The sequence below is a fragment of the Rugosimonospora africana genome, from assembly GCF_016862975.1.
Taxonomy (GTDB): domain Bacteria; phylum Actinomycetota; class Actinomycetes; order Mycobacteriales; family Micromonosporaceae; genus Rugosimonospora; species Rugosimonospora africana.
Map to the genome: position 1 here is coordinate 77268 of NZ_BONZ01000039.1, position 19321 is coordinate 96588.

A 19321-nucleotide genomic window follows, 5' to 3' on the forward strand; every position below is an offset into this window, starting at 1 on the left:
TGGCGTCTTCGGCAAGCACTATTCGTAGCGACACGGCAGGTCGATCCGCACTGTGGTGGGTCCTCCTTGTGGGCTGCTGATCTCCAGGGTGCCAGCCACGACAGCCACTCGGTCGGCCAGCCCCCGCATGCCCGTGCCCAGTGACGGTTCGGCGCCGCCCCTACCGTCATCGACGATTGTCAGCGCCAGCCGGTGCTCAGCGAGTCTGCCACTGATCTGGATGCGAGTGGCTGCAGCGTGTCGTACCGCGTTGGTCAGGGCCTCCGAGACCACGAAGTAGGCGGTGGACTCGATCTCGGGCGGCAGCCGGCCGGGCAAGACGAGGTCGACCTCGACCGGAATCGGACACCGTTCGGCGAGTTCGCGTACCGCCTCGGTCAGCCCGAGATCGGTGAGGATCTGAGGATGTATGCCGCGGATCTGGTCCCGGAGGGTCGTCAGTGCCAGCCGGGCCTGCTCGTGGGCCTCGCCGACGAGTTCACCGGCGCGTCCGCCTGCGTCGGCCATATACCGCTCGGCCAGGCCCAACTTCATCGTCAGGAGTACCAGGTGTTGCTGCGCGCCATCGTGCAGGTCTCGCTCGATCCGACGGCGTTCGGCCTCGAACGCGTTGACCAACCGGCTGCGCGACCCGGCCAGCTCCTCGACCTGACGGTTTACCTCGGTGCCGGTGGGCGCGAGCAGCCACTTGGCGAAGGCTGCCTGGGCACCGCCGAGCACGCTGATTCCGTACAGGGTGACGACCGTCGCGGGCACCCCGACCAGACCGGCGACGGCACACGCCCGCCCGACGGTCTCGACCGTCCAGGTGCCCACCGAGAAGTGGACGTCCGCGCCCAACCCAACCAACAGCGGCAGCGCCACCAGGAGGAGGCAGATGAACAGGACGAACACCGCGGCGAGGTCGAGGAGCGCAAGCACCGACAGCAGGCACGCGCAATAGCCGAGTTCGCGCCAGGTGGCAGCCTCGGTCACCCGCCGCCGCACCCACGCCCAGCCGCTCGGGGGCGCGGGTGCGTGCGGGTCGCGGACCGCCAGCGGCTCCATGAAGCCGAGCCGGTGGCGCTCCAGCGCCCCGATCGGTATGCCGACGAGCAGCAGCAGCGGCGGAAACAGCAGCAGCGGCAAAACGGCCAGCCAGGCGATCGAGGCGACCGCCACGCTACTGACCACATAGGCCAGGCTGCGCCACGGCCATCGCGACAGGACGAATCGGACGGGGTTGCCCGCCATCGCCTGCCACACGCTCGTCGCCACAGTCACGACCCTACGACGCGAGCGGTGTCAGCCCGCACCGATGATGCCGAGCAGCGAGGTGGCGGGTTCCAGCGCCGAGAGTGCACTGCCCGCTGTCTCGAGTAGCAGCAGACATGCGGTCAGGGCCGTGATGACACCGAGTGTGCTGTGCATGAATCTGACGCGGGTGGCGCTCGGGTCGCCGGTGATACGCCGCTTCCAGAAATGGGCGCTCGCCAGGCCGGTTGCCACCATCAGCGTGGCGGAAATCGCCGCCGTGACCCAGTAATATCGCTCGACCTCGCCGAGCAGCACCGTCAGCGCAGGGGATCCGGCGTGCGGGCTGGCCGATTTCGTCAGCCCTTCGCGCATCTCACTCAAAACCTGTGCGAGTTTTCCCTCGGCGGCTCTACCGGGTAGCACCCCCAGCAACGGGATCAGAGGTAGGGCCGCCACCTGGATGTTCACCGATAGCACCCAGATGACGAAAACCGTCGACACCGTTGCGGCCGTGGCGACCGCCGCGTACCAGCGCCGGCCACGCAAATATTTCTGCCACAGCCCGGTGGTGAGCAGGGCCAAGACAATCGCCAACAACGCGCTGTTTACCACCTTGATCGCATGCCATTGGAACCAGTAGTCGACCAGCGACGTCAGGTGGGCGGGGAGCGCCCGGGATTCGCTTCGCCAATACTCGACGAAAGCACGCCCGAGGGCGTCGTGCAGTTTCGCGTCACTGTAAGCCCCGAAGCTTGGCCTCAGGAGGACCCTGGGGGCGAGCTCGAATGCTGCCCCCAACGCTGCGCCGGCCACCAGCAGCAACCCGATCACGGACTTCGAATGCAGTCGAACAGTTTTGCGGTCGGAATCTGGTGTTGGTTCGGCGGTACCAGTTGTCGTGATCGATCGAAATCGCATGGGAAGACAGTAGAGAAGGGCCGCTCGGAGCACGATGGCACGTGAGCTACCACAACCGGGTGAGGCTGCACTACCCGTGCGGTATAGCTGGCTCTACCTCAGAGCGATCAGCCGGGAGCTGTCTCACCTCCCGGCTACCCCAGATCTGGGCGTAACAGTCTCCCGTTGCCTAGCTCCTGTCACCACCACACACGCACACCCTGCCTGCCGGGCGAGGCGGACCCACACCCCCGTGGTGCTCGGCGCCGTTGGATTGAGCGTTAGCAGGATCGAGGCAGACTTGAGCAGTGAAGTCATCGACGCGTTCTGGTCCGTGGCTGCCTCCGAAGTCGGCGTTCGCCGGGTTCCGGTTCCAGCCCGAGGTGATCGTCGTCGCGGTGCGCTGGTATCTGCGCTTCACCCTCTCGTACCGCGACGTTGAGGAGTTGCTGGTCGAGCGCGGCGTGGAGGTCGACCATGTCACCGTCTATCGCTGGGTGCAGCGGTTCACGCCGTTGCTGGCCGATGCCGCCCGATTCTGCCGCCACGCACCAAGCGAAAGGTGGCACGTCGACGAGACGTGCATCAAGGTCAACGGAGTCTGGCGGTACGTGTACCGGGCGGTCGACCAGCACGGCCAGGTCATTGACGTGCTCGTCTCGGCGCGCCGTGATGGCGACGCTGCCCGGCGGTTCTTCCGCCGGGCGTTATCGACGTCGAAGGTGACACCCAGCGAGATCGTCACCGACGCCGCCGCGGTCTACCCCGGCGTCCTCGACGAGCTGATTCCGCAGGCGTGGCACCACCTCGAGCGATACGCCAACAATCCGATCGAGGCTGATCACAGCCGGCTGAAGCACCGGTTGAGACCGATGCACGGGCTACGAACGGACACGACAGCACAGGTCATCATCGCCGGACACGCCTTCATGCAGAATCTGCGCCGCGGACACTACGAACTCGCCGTCGACGTCCGGCCGGCTACGCAGGTCGCCGCTGCGTTCGCCGAACTCGCCCGGGCGATCTGACCGCAGACCCAACAGGGTTCAACACGTCCGCCGATCTCACAACGCAACAGCGCCCTCGCACCACCAACATGCCATCGATCACTTACCCGGTTCCACCGCTGACCGTCGTCGTTCGACAGAATGGAACGCCTTGTCGAAGCGTCGACCAGTACGGTTGTTCAGTGGAGGTGGCTATGCCGATCGGACCGTTCGTCGGGATCGACGTTGGAGGCACCGGCATCAAAGGAGCTCCGACCAACCTTGACACCGGCGGTCTGCTCCGGGAGCGGATTCGGGTTCCCACCCCGCAGCCGTCGACCCCTGCGGCTGTGGCCGACGTGGTCGCATCAGTACTGGAAAAGATCCAGGGTGACGGTCCGGTCGGCGTGACCTTGCCCGGCGTGGTGACCGGCGGTGTGGTGCGCACGGCCGCCAACATCAACAAGGAGTGGATCGGTGTGAACGCGATCGACCTGTTCACCGAGGCCACCGGTCGGCCGGTGACGGTGGTCAACGACGCGGATGCCGCGGGCCTGGCCGAGGTGCGTTTCGGAGCGGGCACTGGTCGGCGAGGCACGGTCATCGTAGTCACACTGGGCACCGGTATCGGCAGCGCACTGTTCGTCGATGGGGCACTGGTACCCAACACCGAATTCGGGCATCTGCACCTGCATCACGGCGACGCCGAGGACTGGGCCGCCGAGTTGGTGCGCGAACGCGAAGGTCTGTCCTGGGAGCAATACGCCCACCGGATCGAGCAGTACTTTCGGCTTGTCCAGCGGTTGTTCTGGCCCGACTTGATCATCGTCGGCGGCGGAGCGAGCCGGAAGGCGGAAAAGTTCCTCCCGCTCGTGAACGTGGACACCGAGGTGGTGGCCGCCGCCCTGCAGAATGATGCCGGCATCGTCGGCGCGGCCCTGCTTGCCGCCAGCCACCTGCGGGCCGGCTCAGCGTCGAGCGCTGGTCCGGGCTTCGGCACGGGATGAGGTCACGATGCGGCGGTACCTCGGGAAAGCGTCGGTAAGAAAGGGAATGCCTCCGACGCCAACGAGACATGGCCCTTCTGCACCCCGGGGATGAGTTCCCTACCCTGACCCTGACCCTCGTCGGCGGCAGCACCCTTGACGTGCCGGCGGCTCTCGCTGGCGGTTATGCCGTTGTTCTTTTCAACCGCGGCTCGTGGTGTCCCTACTGCGTGGCTCAGCTGCGTGCTTTCCAACGGGCACTGCCGCAGTTCGAGGAGGCCGGCATCAAGGTCGTTTCGCTTTCCGTCGACGACGAGCCGGCCGCCAAAGGGATGATCGACAAGTACCAGCTCACTTTCCCGATCGGCTATGGCGCGGACGCCGACGCGATCGCCGCGGCCACCGGCGCGTTCGTCAACCCGAAACCGCACCACCTGCAGTCGACCGGCTTCCTCCTGGACCCAGACGGCCGGATAGCGCTGAGCGTCTACTCGAGCGGAGCGATCGGCCGCCTGGTCCCCGAGGACGTTCTCGGCTTGGTCCGCTACCTGCGCCAACACTGACCAGTGACGTGCGGCGGCGGGCCACCGTTCGTCTCGCCGCCGCAAGGTCCGGCGAGGACCGACCGGCTCCGCCCGATCTTTGATCGTCGGACCCGACACGGACCGCCCTCGACCGACGTGAGCCTCCTCCTCTGACCATCGAACCGTCGATCCAACAGGTACGGGCGCACCTACGGTGCGGTCCGTTCGCTGACCATGGCTTGTGCTGTATAAGGCTCCGTCGAATGCCCACGGAACCGGCCGGGCTGCGAGGTGATCGATATGACGACCGTGCTGGACTCGGCATATCGATGCCCAGCGTCTCCACGGCGCCCCCTCCACGCCCGGCCGGGCAACGGGCCACAGGCCCAGCCGTGCACCACCCGACAGCCGCCACCGCAAGCGGGAACCCGCCCATTTGTTCGAGCCTTACCTGGAGGTGCTGGTGGCTCCGCAGCCCCCGAACATCCTGAACGCCGGTCACACGCCGCCCGCCCAGAGCCAGCCGGTCCGACCCGCCCAGCGGTCCCGCCTGTCCTGGCTCCGCGTCCTGCCCCTGCTCGCCCGGCCCCTCACCCAGACAATGCCCTGGGCAACGCTGCTCGCCGGCTGCCTAGCCGGCACCGTCTACCTCGCCATCCTGGCCAGCCTCACCAGCAACTCCCAGCCGCTGGACCAAGGCAACGTCCGCCTCGCCTTCCTTCCCGCCGTCGCGGCGCTGGCATTCGTCCCCCACGCTCCGTTCCGGCCACTGACCCAGACCACCCCTGTCCCCGCCTGGCTGTCCCCGGTCGGCCATCTACTGCTGGCCGCCCCCATCGTGGCGGTGGCCTGCTGGGTGCAACTGCGCATCATCGCCCACACCATCCCCCCGCACACCATCGGCCATCCGCCCGCCATTTACCCGGTGATAGCCCAGCTCACCGGATGGTGCGCAGTCGCCGTGGCCGCCGCGGGCTGCGTCGACCGGTCCCGTTACGCCGACCTCGGCGGGGCCGTCGCCGCACCCGTCAGCTTCGCAGCCATCGCACTCGCCTGGTACGCACCCATCATCAACGGATTCTTCGCCGAACCGCCCGGCACTCCGCACGGCGTCACCATCGCCTGGTACGCCGTCGCCACGGCCGCATCAGCTCTCACCTGTGTGGCGATGCGGGACCAATGGCACCGCTACTCACGCCGCCTTCATCGACCGCCCGCTGAGCACAGCCCTTCGTAGGCGGCCACATTCCGCGTAGCCGGTCGGCGACCAGGCCGCGGACAAACCGGCAATGCGGTGGGCAGAGCCACCGAACCGGGCTCGCCTCGGACCAACCGACGGTCGTGGACGCAGGTGCATCTCTGCCGCGGCTTCCTGTTCCGCAGCGCGCCGTCTCTGTTCGGCGGTCCAGTGATCACCAGGTCAAGATGTTCGATGGCCCGTGCCTTCATCGGGGCGAGGCGCCTGCCTTCGTCGCCTTCAGCGATGTGGCCACAGATGACCTTCGTGGGCTTCGGGACGGTCGGAAGGCTGCCATCTGCCGGTCTGAGGTGGCGAGCGCTCGATCGGTGGACGCGTCTTGCCTGCGGGTCGACTGGATTTCAAGCCGGCCGACGAGGTTGCGGACGCACAGTTGCTCATGCGTCGCGCTGGCGAAGCAGTAGTCCGCCGGTCAGTAGGGCGCCCGCGGCCCACGCGGCGAGTACGCCAAGGCCCGCCCACGGGCCGATGGGCAGGCTGCGCAGCCCGGTTGTCGCCTGGATGGCAAGGCCGGCGGTCATCGGCCCGATCTGCTGGACATGCCGCGCCGCGCCCTGGCTGCCGGCGACGGTGGCGATGATCGGGAACAGAAAGAGCAGCCCGAGTACGACCCCGATGGCCGCGGCGGCGTCCCGCACGGCCGCGGCGGTGCCGAGACTGAACAGGCCGATCAGGGTGAGGTAGAGGACCGACCCGACGGCGGCGCGCAGCACCGGCCCGTCGCCGAGGGACAGCGCGGGGTAGCCGTGCGCCGGGTCGATGCCGTGGCCAGGGAGGATGAGCCGGCCGGCCAGCAGTGAAACGAACACCGCGACAGTGCCGGTGGCCAGGATCAGTCCGGTGAGGATGACCGCCTTGGTGGCCAGGACGGTGATCCGGCGCGGGCATGCGGTGAGGGTGAGGCGGATCATCCCGGTGCCGTACTCGCCGCTGACGGTCATCACCGCGAGGACCGCGACGACGACCTGGCCGAGGTAGATCCCGGTAAGGCTGATCTTGGTCGGGTCGTCGGGGCAGCCCCCGGAGGGGCACCGGGTGGCCGTGGCCGCCGCGGCGCTGACGGTTGCGGTCAGCGCCGCGGCGGCCAGCAGTAGCCAGAAGGTGCTGGCGAGGGTACGCAGTTTCGTCCACTCCGCGTGCAGTGCGGACCTCACGCGTCCCTCCTGCGCAGCAGGACGGCGGCCAGGGTCAGGGCGAGTGCCGCGTACCCACAGGTGACGGCGAAGCCCGCCCAGGGTGCCAGCGGGAAGTAGCCCTGGAATGGTGCGTAGCCGCCGTCGACCTGGGGGTACTGCGGGATGACCTGTTTGATGGCGAAGCCGGCGGCGGGGGCGACCCGCAGCAGCCAGTTCGCGGCGGCGGTGGGCAGCACGGGGAACGCGGCGGTCAGCAGGTAGGGCAGGATGACCGCGGTGAGGACGGCGGCGACCGTCCCGGCGCCGCGCCGCAGTATGGTGCCCACGCCGAGGGCGAAGACGGCGAAGACGGCGACCAGCGCGGCGGTCCCGGCGATGACGCGGACCTCGGTGAGCGTCGTCATCGGGTAAATGGGGCTGCCGTTGGCGCGCAGCAGCGGGGTACCGATCAGGATCGCGCCCCCCGCCCCGATCAACCCGGCGGCGAAGGTGACGGCGCCGAGGACGATGGCCTTGGCGGCCAGTACCCGGCCGGGCCGTGGGCTGGCGGCGAGCGTGACGCGGATCAGTCCGCGCCGGTACTCGGCGGTGATGAACAGCGCGCCGACCACGATCACCGCGATCAGCCCGATGAACATGCCCGCGAGCGTCTGGTCGATGGACGAGGCGCCGTTCACGCCCGGTGCGATGTCTCCGGAGCCGGTGACGGTGAAGGTGCCGCCGGCCTGGTGGTATCCGCCCGCGACCGCGGCCGGGTATGAGATGGAACTGCGGCCGCCGTTGACGGGCGTACCGGTCCAGGAGTTGCCGGGCCAGCCGCCTTCCAGGTTGACGCGATCGAAGGTGGCGGTCGCGTCGGTGGGGGCACCGCCGCTGGATCCACCGGTGATCTGCTGGCTCGTCTGCTGCGTGTATCCCGGGGACGTGGCGAACAGCCCGGCCTGGACGGTCAGCGGCAGCCCGGGCAGGGTGACGGTGTCGATCATGCTCCAGGTGGTGCCGTCGGCGGAGTCGTAGCCGGTGATGACATCCCCGCTGCGGGTCAGGCGCAGCCAGCGCGGCGACGTCGCGGACGCGCCGCCGGCCAACCCCGGGCTGTCGCCGGTGTAGTTCCACTGCATCCGGCTGCCGTGGCTGCCGGTGACCACGACCGCCGCGTACGACGATCCCTGGGCGGCGCCCGCGCTGATGATCAGCCCGGCCTTCGACCACGGCACCAGGGCGGGCTGGGTCTGTGCCGTGCCCTGCGGGGTCATGGCCGTGTCCATCACCTCGGTCAGCGAGGTCACCCGCACGGTGATGCTGCCGTCCGCGGCCAGCGGCCGGTGCACGAAATAGTAGGTGTCGGTCACCGCCTCCCCGCCCGGCCCGGTCGGAATCGTGAAATGGCACGGGCCACCGGGGCACCCTTCCTGGCTACGGGCCCCGGTGTACACACCGAGCAGCAGGGTCACCAGCCCCGCGACGGCGATGGCGACGACCCAACCGCGGACCGTGCGGAACTTCGTCCACTCCGCGTGCAGTAGGTGCATGAAGCCGTCGCGCCCGGCCGCCGCGCCTTGCCGGGGCGGCGTCAGCGTGGCGGCGGTCATCGTACGATCTCCGTTGCGGGCTCGGCGCGGTACTCGACCGCGTCCCGGGTCAGGTTCATGTACGCCTCCTCGAGGGTCGCTTGGTGTGCCGATACCTCGGAGAACGGCACGTTGCCCTGGCCGAGAACGGCCACGATCCGCTCCGCCGGCAGCCCGGAGACGGTGACGGTGTCGTCGCCGGTGGCGGACGCCGTGGCTCCCGCGTTCGTGAGCGTGGTCATCGCGTCCCACCGGGCGCTGGTACGCACCGTGACCCGATCCCCGGAGGCGGATGCGATCAGGTCCGCCACACTGGTATCGGCGATCACCTTGCCGCGACCCACGACCACCAGATGGCCGGCGGATTCCTGGAGCTCACTCATCAGGTGGCTGGACACCAGCACCGCCCGGCCCTGCGCGGCCAGTGCCCGCAGAAACCCACGCATCCACACAATGCCTTCCGGGTCCATACCGTTGAACGGCTCGTCCAGCATCAGTACCGGGGGGTCGCCCAGCAGCGCCGCGGCGATGCCGAGCCGCTGCCGCATGCCCAGGGAGTAACCGCCCGCCTTACGCCGGGATGCCTTTGCCAGCCCCACCTCCGCGATGACCTCATCGACCCGGCCGGCACCCAGGCCGTGGGAGTGCGCCAGCCACAGCAGGTGGTTGCGGGCGGTCCGGCTGGGCTGCAGCGCCCCGGCGTCCAGCAGCGCCCCCACCCGGGTCAGCGGGTGCCGCAGGCTGCGGTACGGCCGGCCGCCGATCAACGCGTGCCCCGCTTCCGCCGCGTCCAGGCCCAGGATCACCCGCATCGTGGTGGATTTCCCGGCCCCGTTGGGGCCGACGAACGCGGTGACCTTCCCCGGGTTGACGGTGAACGTCATCCCGTCCAGTGCCACCGTCTGACCGAACCGCTTGCGCAGCCCGGCGACCTCAATGGTCGTGTTACTCATCCGATTGTCCTTCTCCGTCGGCGAATTTCCGCTTCGACGCTCGTTGTACGCCGGTGCCGGTATCGGCACGGTGCGCGCGGCTGATACCTGCCTGAGACCGCCGGCCTGGCATGCTCAAAACAGATCAGTCGCCTGGTGAAGGAACGTGCCCGGTCATGAGAGTGCTGGTGGTTGAGGACTTCGAGCCCATGGCTCGGGCGATCGTGACCGGGCTGCGGCGCGAAGGCATGGCGGTCGACGTCGTGTACGACGGCGTCGCCGCGCTGGGCCACCTGGCACTGACCCGATACGACGTGATCGTGCTGGACCGGGACCTGCCCGGCGTGCACGGAGACGAGATCTGCCGCCGGCTGGCCGCCGAGCGCGCACCGGGCCGGATCCTCATGCTCACCGCGGCGGGTGGCCTGCGCGACCGGGTGGAGGGTCTCGGCATGGGCGCCGACGACTACCTCGCCAAGCCCTTCGACTTCCCCGAACTGATCGCCCGGGTGCGTGCCCTCGGCCGCCGCGCCGCGCCGCCCGTACCACCGGTGCTATGCCACGGCGACATCAGACTCGACCCCAGCAGCCGCGCCGCGTTCCGGGCCGGGCAACGCATGACGCTGTCCGCCAAGGAGTTCGCCGTCCTGGAACACCTGCTTGCCCACGCGGGCCGGGTCGTCTCCGCCGAGGAGCTACTGGAGCGGGTCTGGGACGAAGCCGCCGACCCATTCACCACCGCCGTCAAACAGACCATGTACCGGCTGCGCACCAAGCTCGGCGAACCACCCGTCATCCATACCATCCGCGACGGCGGATACCGGATCGGAGACCCACATGCCAGCGCTGCCTGAACCGGTGTCCGTGCCAGATTTCCATCGCCCCACCCTGCGGGTACGAATGGCTCTGCTGTACGCCGCCCTGTTTTGCACCTCAGGCATAGCGGCCCTGGGCGTCACGTACCTCCTCGCACCGGGCCTGCTTATCCGGCGGGCATGGCGAGCGGCACCGGACCAGGTGCCGCACGGCACCGGCCCGGTCACCACGGCGCATTCGTCCGGCATCCTCGCCGGATTCATCGGCTGGGAAAAGATTGCCAGCGGCACGCTCGTTATCGCCATCATGGCGGTGGTCTCGCTCGCAATCGGCTGGCTGATCGCCGGCCGATTCGTCCGGCCGCTGCGCACCATCATCACCACCGCCCGGGACATCTCAGCCAGCAACCTGCACCGGCGCCTGGGGCTGGCCGGCCACCAGGACGAGTTCACCCAACTCGGAGAGACCCTCGACGACCTGTTCGCCCGCCTCGAAGCATCCTTCGAATCCCAGCGCCACTTCATCGCCAACGCCTCACACGAACTCCGCACCCCCCTGTCCGCGGGGCGAGCCCTGCTGCAAGTCGCCATCACCGACCCCGCACCCACCGTGGAAACGCTCCGGGCAACCTGCGAAGAACTGGTCCAGCTCGGCGATCAACAGGAACGCCTCATCGCCGCACTGCTCACCCTCGCCGACAGCCAACGCGGGCCCCAACGCCCACAACCGCTGGACCTCGCCGACATCACGCGGACCGTACTCCTGACCCGGCAGCATGAAGCCAAACGCCGCGGCATCCGGCTTGACGCCGCGCTCGACCCGGCCCCGACCACGGGCGACCCGAGCCTGGTACAGAGCCTGGTGACGAACCTGGTCGACAACGCCATCCGGCACAACGTGCCCGGCGGCCACGCCGACATCACCACAGCGTCGGCTACCACCGGGGCGATCCTGTCGGTCGACAACACCGGGACGATTGTTCCCGCGGGCGAGGTGGAACACCTCTTCCAACCGTTCCGGCAACTCGGCGCCGAACGGATCCGCCACAGCGAAGGATACGGACTCGGCCTGGCCATCGTCCGCGCTATCAGCGACGCCCACAGCGCCACCCTCACCGCCCACGCCCAGCCGGAAGGCGGCCTCCACATCGAAGTCACCTTCCCGCCCACCGCGCAACTGATCCCTCCGGGAGATGGCGGGAAGCACTGAGGTGCGGCGGGCGAACGGGACGACGGTTCTCAGCTGGTAAGTCTGGCGGACAGTGTTACGGCCCGCTGCCACGGTCTGCCACAGCGAGCGGATGCGATTGGCCAGTCATCGCGGACAGTGCCGCCGCGACGGCGTGCAGGTCGGCCTTGATGTACGTGGTGGTGGCCGGCCCGGTGGAGTCGGTGTGGCCGGCGAAGGCGCGGGCAATACCGTAGCCGAAATGCCGCTCAACCCAGGTCAGCGTGGTGTGCCGCAGCCAGTGAGTGGAGACGCCCTGAGCGGCTACCCACGGCACCTGCTCACCGATGCGTTTCCAGAGATGGTCGTAGCGGCGACTGGTGATCGCCTGCCCATTGCGGTATGGCAGCAGCTGGTCGGTGGGCAGGACCGCGCCCCGGTCGCGGGAGTGTTCGTCGAGATGGGCGGCGAGGTCGAGGGTGATCGGCTGCCAGCGCAGCATGGCCCCTTTCTCGGTGAGCCGCACAAGGCCGCGGGTGGTATCGAGATCGGCCAGCCTCAGCCCGAGCGCGCCACCGCGCCGGCACGCGGTCTCGGTATGCAGGCGCAACAGGAGCGCGTCGAGGACCACATCGTTACCGCTGGTTCGGGCGGCCAGGTTGATCTCGGCCAACTCGTCCGGGGCCAGGGCACGGCGAGTGCTCGGTAATCGGCGGGGTTTGACCACTCGGTGGGCTGGGCTGGCTGCGGCGTCGATAAAGCCCGTCGGCGATGGCCCGGTTGTAGATCGCGCGGGCGGCGGCGATAACGTGCTCGCCGGCATGGCGGCCGCTGCGGCTGTTGCGCCGCGACCGGGCGGACGCGGCCGTCTGTCGCTGCATGGCCTCGATGTCGCTGGCCGCGATAGCGTCCAACGTCCACGCGCCCCAGGCCCCGGCCATGCGGTTCCAGTAGGTGCCATACGTTCGGCGGCTACCGATCCCTGCCGCAGCGACAACGCGAGGCAGGTACTCGCCCAGCGTCGGCAGGGCCGGACCCGGCTCGGCCTGCAGATCCGCAAGGGTGACGCCGAGGTGGGACAGCAGTTGCCGGGCCGCGGCGACGCGATCGGGATCAGCCGGCATGACGGCCTCCGATGATCTCGGCGTGCAGGTCGGCCAGCAGCCGAGTGACAGTACTGGCCGGGTGGATCACCAGCAGGTCGTGGGCGACCAGGGCGGCCAGCAGCAGTCGTTGTCCGGGGGTGATCGCGCACATCTGCCGCGCGCTGGCCGGTAGCGGCAGCTCCCCTCGGCTGCCCACGACGTCCCGCCCCGCCGTCGCCGACGCAATCACCAGCATCTCGCCCTGCGACCGGATGTCGATGCGGTGGCCCGGCGACCAGCGGAGTGCGCGCAGCAGGCCCCGTTCAGTGACCCGGCCGGAATGGTCCGGACGAGCCAGACCGATCAGGACCCCGTCCCTGGACATTCTGGTTGGCGGACGAGGTACGGGCAGTGCCGGCATCGGCGCTGGAGGCGGTAGCGGTCGGCCGGGAAGCGGGACCGGGACGAGCACGCCGATGAGCTGCTCACGCTGGAGGTGAAGTGAGGTCATGTCCAGTCCAACCGTGGACACGCCACCACCCGCCGGGCACCAGGTCCAGTTCCCTGGCGCCGACGATCATCAACTACAGCAGATGCATTTCGGGCGCACCCATGCGGGACCGATCCATGATCGGTGAAACTTCACCCATACTGGTGTCCGAGGCCGGATCGATACCGGAACCCCACCCGCGCCGGTGCACGACAGCGAGATCGTGTTTGGCACCTGACGCCATGGGGTTCGTGTCGGAAGGGCAAACAAACCAGTGCCCAACGGCCGGCTGCCCTGCCGGCGGCACGGCCATCCATCGAGACGGCCGTACACGCTGCGGGTCGGGCCGAATCTCTCCAGACGTGTGTTGGCATCGCCTGGATGAACCACCACCGACGGTCGACCGTCGAAGACGGCTGAAGCGCGGGGGCCGTGTACCTGGACTTCCTCCTCCGTCTGGCTAGTTCCGGACAGCGTATGGGACCGTGACCAGCCGTCAGTTCTGGTATCCGTGATGGCATGCCGATCGGGTCATTGTTGAAGGGGCTGTCGGCCGGCGTCCGGGCGGTTTTCGCCGGTATCGATGCCTCGGGCGACCGGGTGCAGCAATGGCTGGACCGGACTGCCGAGGGGCCGTGGCGGGTGTGGCTGCGTCCGGTGCTGGTGTCGCTCGCCGCGACCGTGGCGACCGTACTGCTACTGCGGCTGCTGCTCACCGGGCTTGGGCACGTTGGCGGTACTGGGCGGTGGGCTGGGGCGGCGCTCGCTATGGTACTGGCAGCGGTACTGCTCATTGCGGTGCTGCGGAACGTGATGGTCGCGGTGGTCCAGCCGGACCAGCGTCGGTACTTCCTGATCGCCGTGCTGACCTCGGGTGGGGCGCTGCTGCTCGGTGTGGAGGCGTTCGCCTCGCTGAGCATCGCGCTCGCCGGTCACGCTGGTCAGCTATGGACCGCTGAGCGGTACTACCTGCGTCAGCTGGTACAGGCGGTGCCGCTGCTGCACATCGCCGACCGTCTGGAGTGGACGGAGCGGCCGGTGCTGCCGGGCCTGGGCGGCCGGGTGCTGACACTCGCCTTCACGCTGCTGGTCATCCCGCCGTTGCTGCGGGTCGGACTGGCGCTCTACGAGTACGTGGAGAAGCACACGCAGGACCGGCGCGATGCGAGCGCGATCGCCGACCGGGTACGCGGCGTCGGCACCGGCCTCGGAGACGAGGGCGTGCCTGTGGTGATGATCTTCGCGGCCGGCGCCGGCGCGCTATGGGGCGTGCTGCACCTGGGCGCCCAGCGGCCGACGCTGTGGTCGCTGGGCGGCCTGGCCGCCGCGCTCACCGTGCTAGCGGCACTGGTGGCCGGCGTCCTGGCCACCCCGCTGCTGCTGACTCTGCACGACAAGCGGCACCTGGTAGCGGTGCTGCCAGCGGTCGGTCTGGTCTGGTTCGACAGCCCGTACCGTCGGATGTTGTTGCCGGCCGCGGCCCACTGGGGTGCCTGGGCCCGGCTGCTGGCCACCGTGGTCGCCTTTCTCGTGCTGCTCGTGGTACTGAACCTGTTGTGGGCCGACCCGGAGTTGCCGGACGCGGTGGTCGGGCTGGCCCTGGTGCTGGGGTTTCTCGGCGCGGATGCGCCGGTTACCGGCTGGCTGCATACCCATTTCACCTGGCAACCCTGGGGCTTCCCGATCGACCGCCCACTGGGGACGGCGGCGCAGTGGTTCACGGTCGCGTACCTCCACCGGGCGGTGGCGCGGTCGATGACGCGGGTACCCGCACTCGGCCGGTACGACGTGCCGGACAACGGCGACGGGCTGCGCCAGGATCTGCGCGGCTACGCGATGGTCGCGGTGCAGCTGGTGGTCGCCGCGAGCGCCGTGCTGACCCTGCTAGGGGACGCTGGGCTGGCCACCGCCCGTGGCGGTGGTAGTTGGTCGCAGGCGACCCAGGCACTGGACGCGGCGGCCTGGCAGATCGTCAGCTCGCTACCCGGCCCGGACGTGTCCGGCATCCTCGGCTGGCGGCCGGTGACCGACTTCAGCGGCCGGTGGGTAGGGCTCGTGCTCATCATGGCGATCGTCGCCACCATGGTCTTCGCCGGCCTGCCGCTGATCCGTACGGTCCTGGTCTGGGCCCGGCTGTCTGGTCAGCGAGGGCCAGGCGGCCGGCTGGCTGCGCTGCCGGCGATGGTAGAAAAGGATCTGCGGGCGGTCGTCGCGTTCCTCGCGACCGAGCCGCAGAACGTAGGCCAGCACCAGGTGTTCTGGCGACAGACCTGGGCCGGGAACTTCCGGGTTACCCTCGGCCGCTCCGTACTGGCCGCCGAGCGCCGGCTGGTGCGGGCCGTTGCCGACCTGTCCAGGATGGCCGACCTGTTCGGTACCGGCTCACCGTGGTATCAGGCCGCGGAGCTGGCCGTCGCGCGTACCACCGACGCCTATCGCGCCTTCCTCGAAGCGAGGGGACCATCGCGTGGCGAGGCCAATCCGGAGGCGATGGCGGCAGCCCGTGCAGCACTCGACACATACGCGCGTGTCGTCGAGGGCTGGCAGGCGCTGCTCGACGCCGACCCGGTGTCCACAATGGAGTGATGAATCCCCGGCCAGCTGCGGGTAGAGGCCGGATCGATACCGGAACCCCACCCACGCCTGTGCACGACAGCGAGATCGTGTTTGGCGCCTGACCGGCGATGGGGTTCGTGTCTGAGGGGTAATACGAACCAATGCCCAACGGCTGACCGTTCTATCGAGATGGCTGCCTGCGGGGCCGTCGCCGTTGCATGCTCGCCTGGTTCCGAGGCCGACCGCAGCACCGCCAGCAACGGCGACGGCCGCACTCAATGCTCCCGAGCACGCGGCGGCCGTCAGCTATCGGACATCCTTCTGGTCCCACGCTCGTGATCTTGAGCTTACCGCTGCTGGACTCCCACCCCGGTCAGCATGCCCACCCTGGTGCAGGTGGCGGGCATTCGGTGGTGCGTGGAGGAGTCCATCCAAGCAGTCAAAGGGCACGTCGGGCTCGACCACTACCAGGTACGCGGGTCGACGCCCTGGCACCACTTCATCACCCTGGCCATGCTCGCCTTGGCCTTCCTGACCATGCTGGCCACGACCGCAGCCCCACCGGCTGATCCCGACCCGCACCATCCCGCCCGAGGCCGCGATCCGATCCCACGAAGCGTTGTGCAGCAACATCACCACCGCCTGCCCGGATCGACCTCGCCCAGCCCACCGTGGCCTGGTACGTGGTCGCTTCGGATGGCGGCGAACACGTACCGCTGCAGTAGCAGTCGTGTTCCAGCGGACCATACCTGCGGGCTGCACGCGGTGGTGTAGCCGGTGGGGGCGCCGACGCGGTCCGCTGGCCTGACACAGCGCCACGCCCGGCTGGACGGCCGTGGCCCGCATTCTGCCGGCCCTCGTCCGCCCGCTCGTGCTGGCCGGTCCCCTGGGACCAGGTCGACCGCGTTCTTCCAGCATGTGGTGCTCGCCTGCGAGGAACCGCTGGTACAGCTCGCAAGTCCCGCCGAGACACGACACCGTCCAGCATTTCGTCCATGGTGGGCCGCGGGCCGCGTGGCCGGAAGCTGCCACTGGCTGGTTCGCTCCTTGTGTCGCCGTCCGGCGGTGATCATGCTGGTGGCAACGCGCCCAGCGTCCGATGCGGGGGTAGGCGTTCGGTCCTGAGAAGACGGCCGGACACCCAGTCACCCAGGTCGGTTCAGGGATATACCTGCATAAGAATCGTCGCCCCGAACTCTTCGTTGGTGGAGGAAGCCGTGCATATCCGTCGAGCACTCGCCGCCTGCCTGCTGGCCCTGGGGGCGGTGGTCGCCGTCAGTCTCAACGCAACCAGCGCGAGCGCCGCCGTCCCGTGCCCGAGCGGCACCTCCGGTCCATACGGCGGCGGCCTCCAGCTTGGTACAGTCACGTATTGGTGCGACAAGGAAATTGACGGGCCGGGCAGCGCCGGGATCAGCGTCAAGTGGGGCTTTGACTACAACCCGACCACCAACCACCTGCGCGCTTTCGCGGACGTCCTCCCCTTCCAAACGTATTTTACGATCAGTGACACCCCGTTGAACCTCGGTGACCGCAACGGTGTCCTGAAGTCCCTCACCCTCCCGCACGCGGACGACGCCGGGTTCGTCGAGACCGACCCGATAGCCTGTCACAAGACTGCGAGCGCGTTCTACCTCGCCAACCTGCACCTCACAGTGATATGGCCGAACGGTCAACACGGGTTTCCCCAGACGGGCGAGATCGGTCAGAGCAGCTCGGTGCTCTGCCGAGGTTAGCGACAGACGGTCGAGCGATCCAGGCCGTAAGGGCTCGCGAACTTTACAGACAGGCCGACTCTCCAACGTCGGGCGCTCCGAAGGAGGGTGACTGCCCCGGGGTCGAACCGGGACGACCTCCAGGGTCACAGACTGGCGTGCGTTACCGGTACACGACAGCCGCCGTGGCCGCACCAGGGATCGAATCTGGGACCTCCGCCTTGTGAGGGCGGCGCTCATCCCGCTGAGCTATACGGCCACAGCGCGGAGGGAGAGGGATTCGAACCCTCGGGGCACCTGTCGGGCCCGCGCTGTTTTCAGTGGCGCTTCCGCAACCACCGGCCCTCCATCGCTCCGCTGGGAAGAATCGAACCCTCCATCGGTGACTACCCGCCTACACCAAGGACTGGACAATGGGGATGAATCTCCAGGCCGTGATGGAGCCGCTACTGACGAAGCTCTGGCAGGCGGCCGACGACATGTACGTGGGTCAGGCGATCTACGATCCGACCAACCCCGGCGAGGTCGCGAAGGTCGAAGAAGGGCGGAAGTATCTCCACAGCGATCTGTCGAGCCTCATCGCCAGATTCCGCGGCTACTACTCGTTGGACGGCCATGATCTGGATCCCGTCGCGGATCAGTTCGCGGGTCAGTCGGATCGGTGGGAAGCGCCGACGGGTAGCTCGGTGTACAGCTCGGTCGCCCGGGCCGCCGGCGATGTCGACGATGTCGCGAAGTTGATCCACACCGAGCAGTGGCAGGGCAAGGCAGCGATGGCGTTCCACGACAGGTTCCTGGTGCCGTTCAAGACCACCGCGGTGACCCACTGTGAATGCGCGCGTGAGATGGCGATCGGCGCAAAGGCTCTCGCCGGAGGGGTTGAGCGGGCCAAGGAATGCGTCGTATGGGTGTGCAAGGACGCGATCAGCCGCCTGGGTGGGGGCGGCGATCCCGGATCGCTTCCCGGCGAGGAGGGGGAAGGCGGCACGAAGCATGCCGCCGGGTTCGCCGCGATCCTGGCCGACGCGGTCGCGTTGTTTCTCGCGCTGACCGGTCCCGAGGGTGACCTGCTCGATGCGGCTCTGGCGGCGACCGGGGTAGGTGGCGGTCTGATCGCCGAATCGAACACGCCATCGCATGAGCGGCCGATAAGCGTGAACTCCTCCCTGTCAGCCATGTCACTCGTTCACAACACGTGGACGGCGTTGACCAACCTCGACGCGAACATCTTCGAGTTCGACGAAAAGATCGGCAAGGGACTCGACACGGACTTCGACGACTCCGGTCCGTTCGGCAGCCCGTTCGCCCGGATCGACAACCCGGACCTGAAATCGTCGGCGTACCATAGATTGACATTCCGGGGCCCGGCGCATGCCGCCACGGACGCCGATGACGGGGTCATCACCAGCATCGTTCGGCTGTACTACGCCGGCTACCGGACCCTGCCGGCCGCCGCTGAGCAGTATGAGGACGGCGCGAAAATCTGTGCCGGGGCGTACATCGACGGCGTGCAGGCCCAGTTCCCGCAGGCGGTTCGGAAGTTCAACGAGGGCGCGCAGACGTTCGGGAGACTGCTGGGAGCGGTGGGCGACGACCTGACCAGGTCCGGAAAGTCGATCGTGTCGGCGGCGACGGACTACGAGTCGACCGACGAGTACGAGGCCAGTGAGATCCGGAAGCTGGAGAATCAGATCCCGCCGCCGGGCGACTCCGCCGGCGCTCAGCACTACGATCCGCCGCCGTGGCTGAGCCCGTAAGCCTTACAGCGCGTTAATACTCCATCGCCGCCATCCTGGCGCTGATCCGCGCAACCGCTGAAGCGGTGGACAGCCCCTCACGATCCTGACGAAGGACGCCTCACGCCTACGACGGCACCTCGACTCTCCTGTACCCATTCAACGGGAGCAGACTCCGCTACCTGGAGGCCGACCTCTGGTCCACCGTGACCGCGTCCCAGTTGAACGGG

The 19321-nt window shown here is 68.5% G+C and carries 18 protein-coding genes and 1 tRNA gene; 10 read left to right on the forward strand and 9 right to left on the reverse strand.

All coding sequences use genetic code 11. From position 1 onward, the window contains the following. Positions 1-18: 18 nt before the first annotated feature. A complete protein-coding gene (locus tag Raf01_RS20815) occupies positions 19-1257 on the reverse strand; it encodes a sensor histidine kinase (RefSeq protein ID WP_203919623.1) in 1239 nt (412 codons plus the stop codon). 27 nt (positions 1258-1284) lie between these two features. After that, entirely contained in the window at positions 1285-2154 is an 870-nt protein-coding gene (locus tag Raf01_RS20820) for a hypothetical protein (RefSeq protein ID WP_239133774.1), read from the reverse strand. Positions 2155-2471: 317 nt separating this feature from the next. On the opposite strand from Raf01_RS20820, the gene Raf01_RS20825 reads away from it, so the two are divergent. The 4 genes from Raf01_RS20825 (at position 2472) to Raf01_RS20840 (ending at position 5866) form a co-directional block, all read left to right on the forward strand. After that, a complete protein-coding gene (locus Raf01_RS20825; protein ID WP_203919748.1) occupies positions 2472-3161 on the forward strand; it encodes an IS6 family transposase in 690 nt (229 codons plus the stop codon). A gap of 173 nt (positions 3162-3334) precedes the next feature. Beyond that, positions 3335-4126, forward strand: a complete 792-nt coding sequence (ppgK, locus tag Raf01_RS20830; protein ID WP_203919624.1) for a polyphosphate--glucose phosphotransferase — start codon at positions 3335-3337, stop codon at positions 4124-4126. Between the two features lie 68 nt (positions 4127-4194). Beyond that, positions 4195-4668 carry a redoxin domain-containing protein gene (locus tag Raf01_RS20835; protein WP_203919625.1) on the forward strand — a complete coding sequence of 158 codons (474 nt, stop codon included), beginning with the start codon at positions 4195-4197 and terminating at the stop codon, positions 4666-4668. Positions 4669-5092: 424 nt separating this feature from the next. After that, positions 5093-5866, forward strand: a complete 774-nt coding sequence (locus Raf01_RS20840; protein ID WP_203919626.1) for a hypothetical protein — start codon at positions 5093-5095, stop codon at positions 5864-5866. A 398-nt stretch (positions 5867-6264) separates the two neighbouring features. Here the strand turns inward: Raf01_RS20840 and Raf01_RS20845 are convergent, their stop codons facing one another. The 3 genes from Raf01_RS20845 to Raf01_RS20855 are packed head-to-tail and all read right to left on the reverse strand — an operon-like array spanning position 6265 to position 9547. After that, positions 6265-7041 carry an ABC transporter permease gene (locus Raf01_RS20845; protein ID WP_203919627.1) on the reverse strand — a complete coding sequence of 259 codons (777 nt, stop codon included), beginning with the start codon at positions 7039-7041 and terminating at the stop codon, positions 6265-6267. Beyond that, complete coding sequence (locus Raf01_RS20850) at positions 7038-8615, reverse strand: ABC transporter permease subunit (RefSeq protein WP_239133775.1); 1578 nt, start codon at positions 8613-8615, stop codon at positions 7038-7040. The genes Raf01_RS20845 and Raf01_RS20850 overlap by 4 nt, the downstream gene beginning before the upstream one ends. Next, a complete protein-coding gene (locus tag Raf01_RS20855) occupies positions 8612-9547 on the reverse strand; it encodes an ABC transporter ATP-binding protein (protein WP_203919628.1) in 936 nt (311 codons plus the stop codon). The genes Raf01_RS20850 and Raf01_RS20855 overlap by 4 nt, the downstream gene beginning before the upstream one ends. 155 nt (positions 9548-9702) lie before the next feature. Here Raf01_RS20855 and Raf01_RS20860 point away from each other — a divergent pair, with 155 nt between their 5' ends. Together Raf01_RS20860 and Raf01_RS20865 are read left to right on the forward strand one after the other, a co-directional pair. Beyond that, positions 9703-10380: a response regulator transcription factor gene (locus Raf01_RS20860; protein WP_203919629.1), complete on the forward strand. Its 678-nt coding sequence runs from the start codon at positions 9703-9705 to the stop codon at positions 10378-10380. Beyond that, positions 10364-11551: a sensor histidine kinase gene (locus tag Raf01_RS20865; protein ID WP_203919630.1), complete on the forward strand. Its 1188-nt coding sequence runs from the start codon at positions 10364-10366 to the stop codon at positions 11549-11551. The genes Raf01_RS20860 and Raf01_RS20865 overlap by 17 nt, the downstream gene beginning before the upstream one ends. Before the next feature lie 55 nt (positions 11552-11606). Here the strand turns inward: Raf01_RS20865 and Raf01_RS49690 are convergent, their stop codons facing one another. The 3 genes from Raf01_RS49690 to Raf01_RS20875 are packed head-to-tail and all read right to left on the reverse strand — an operon-like array spanning position 11607 to position 12979. After that, positions 11607-12182, reverse strand: coding sequence for a tyrosine-type recombinase/integrase (locus Raf01_RS49690; RefSeq protein WP_239133776.1), 576 nt, complete (start codon positions 12180-12182; stop codon positions 11607-11609). Next, positions 12145-12633 carry an integrase gene (locus tag Raf01_RS49695; RefSeq protein ID WP_239133777.1) on the reverse strand — a complete coding sequence of 163 codons (489 nt, stop codon included), beginning with the start codon at positions 12631-12633 and terminating at the stop codon, positions 12145-12147. The genes Raf01_RS49690 and Raf01_RS49695 overlap by 38 nt, the downstream gene beginning before the upstream one ends. Then, positions 12623-12979 carry a hypothetical protein gene (locus Raf01_RS20875; protein WP_203919631.1) on the reverse strand — a complete coding sequence of 119 codons (357 nt, stop codon included), beginning with the start codon at positions 12977-12979 and terminating at the stop codon, positions 12623-12625. Before Raf01_RS20875 ends, Raf01_RS49695 begins: the two co-directional genes overlap by 11 nt. Positions 12980-13603: 624 nt before the next feature. Here Raf01_RS20875 and Raf01_RS20880 point away from each other — a divergent pair. From Raf01_RS20880 to Raf01_RS20890, 3 genes are all read left to right on the forward strand, one after another. Continuing rightward, positions 13604-15670 (forward strand): hypothetical protein, encoded by a 2067-nt coding sequence (locus tag Raf01_RS20880; RefSeq protein WP_203919632.1) that lies wholly within the window; start codon positions 13604-13606, stop codon positions 15668-15670. Between the two features lie 348 nt (positions 15671-16018). After that, on the forward strand, positions 16019-16414 hold the full coding sequence (locus Raf01_RS20885) for a hypothetical protein (RefSeq protein WP_203919633.1): 396 nt from the start codon (positions 16019-16021) through the stop codon (positions 16412-16414). 431 nt (positions 16415-16845) lie between these two features. Beyond that, positions 16846-17376, forward strand: coding sequence for a hypothetical protein (locus Raf01_RS20890; RefSeq protein WP_203919634.1), 531 nt, complete (start codon positions 16846-16848; stop codon positions 17374-17376). A 165-nt stretch (positions 17377-17541) separates the two neighbouring features. Here the strand turns inward: Raf01_RS20890 and Raf01_RS20895 are convergent. Beyond that, positions 17542-17614 (reverse strand) — tRNA-Val (locus tag Raf01_RS20895). 154 nt (positions 17615-17768) lie between these two features. On the opposite strand from Raf01_RS20895, the gene Raf01_RS20900 reads away from it, so the two are divergent. Further along, positions 17769-19112 carry a hypothetical protein gene (locus Raf01_RS20900; RefSeq protein WP_203919635.1) on the forward strand — a complete coding sequence of 448 codons (1344 nt, stop codon included), beginning with the start codon at positions 17769-17771 and terminating at the stop codon, positions 19110-19112. The last annotated feature ends 209 nt before the right edge of the window (positions 19113-19321 follow it).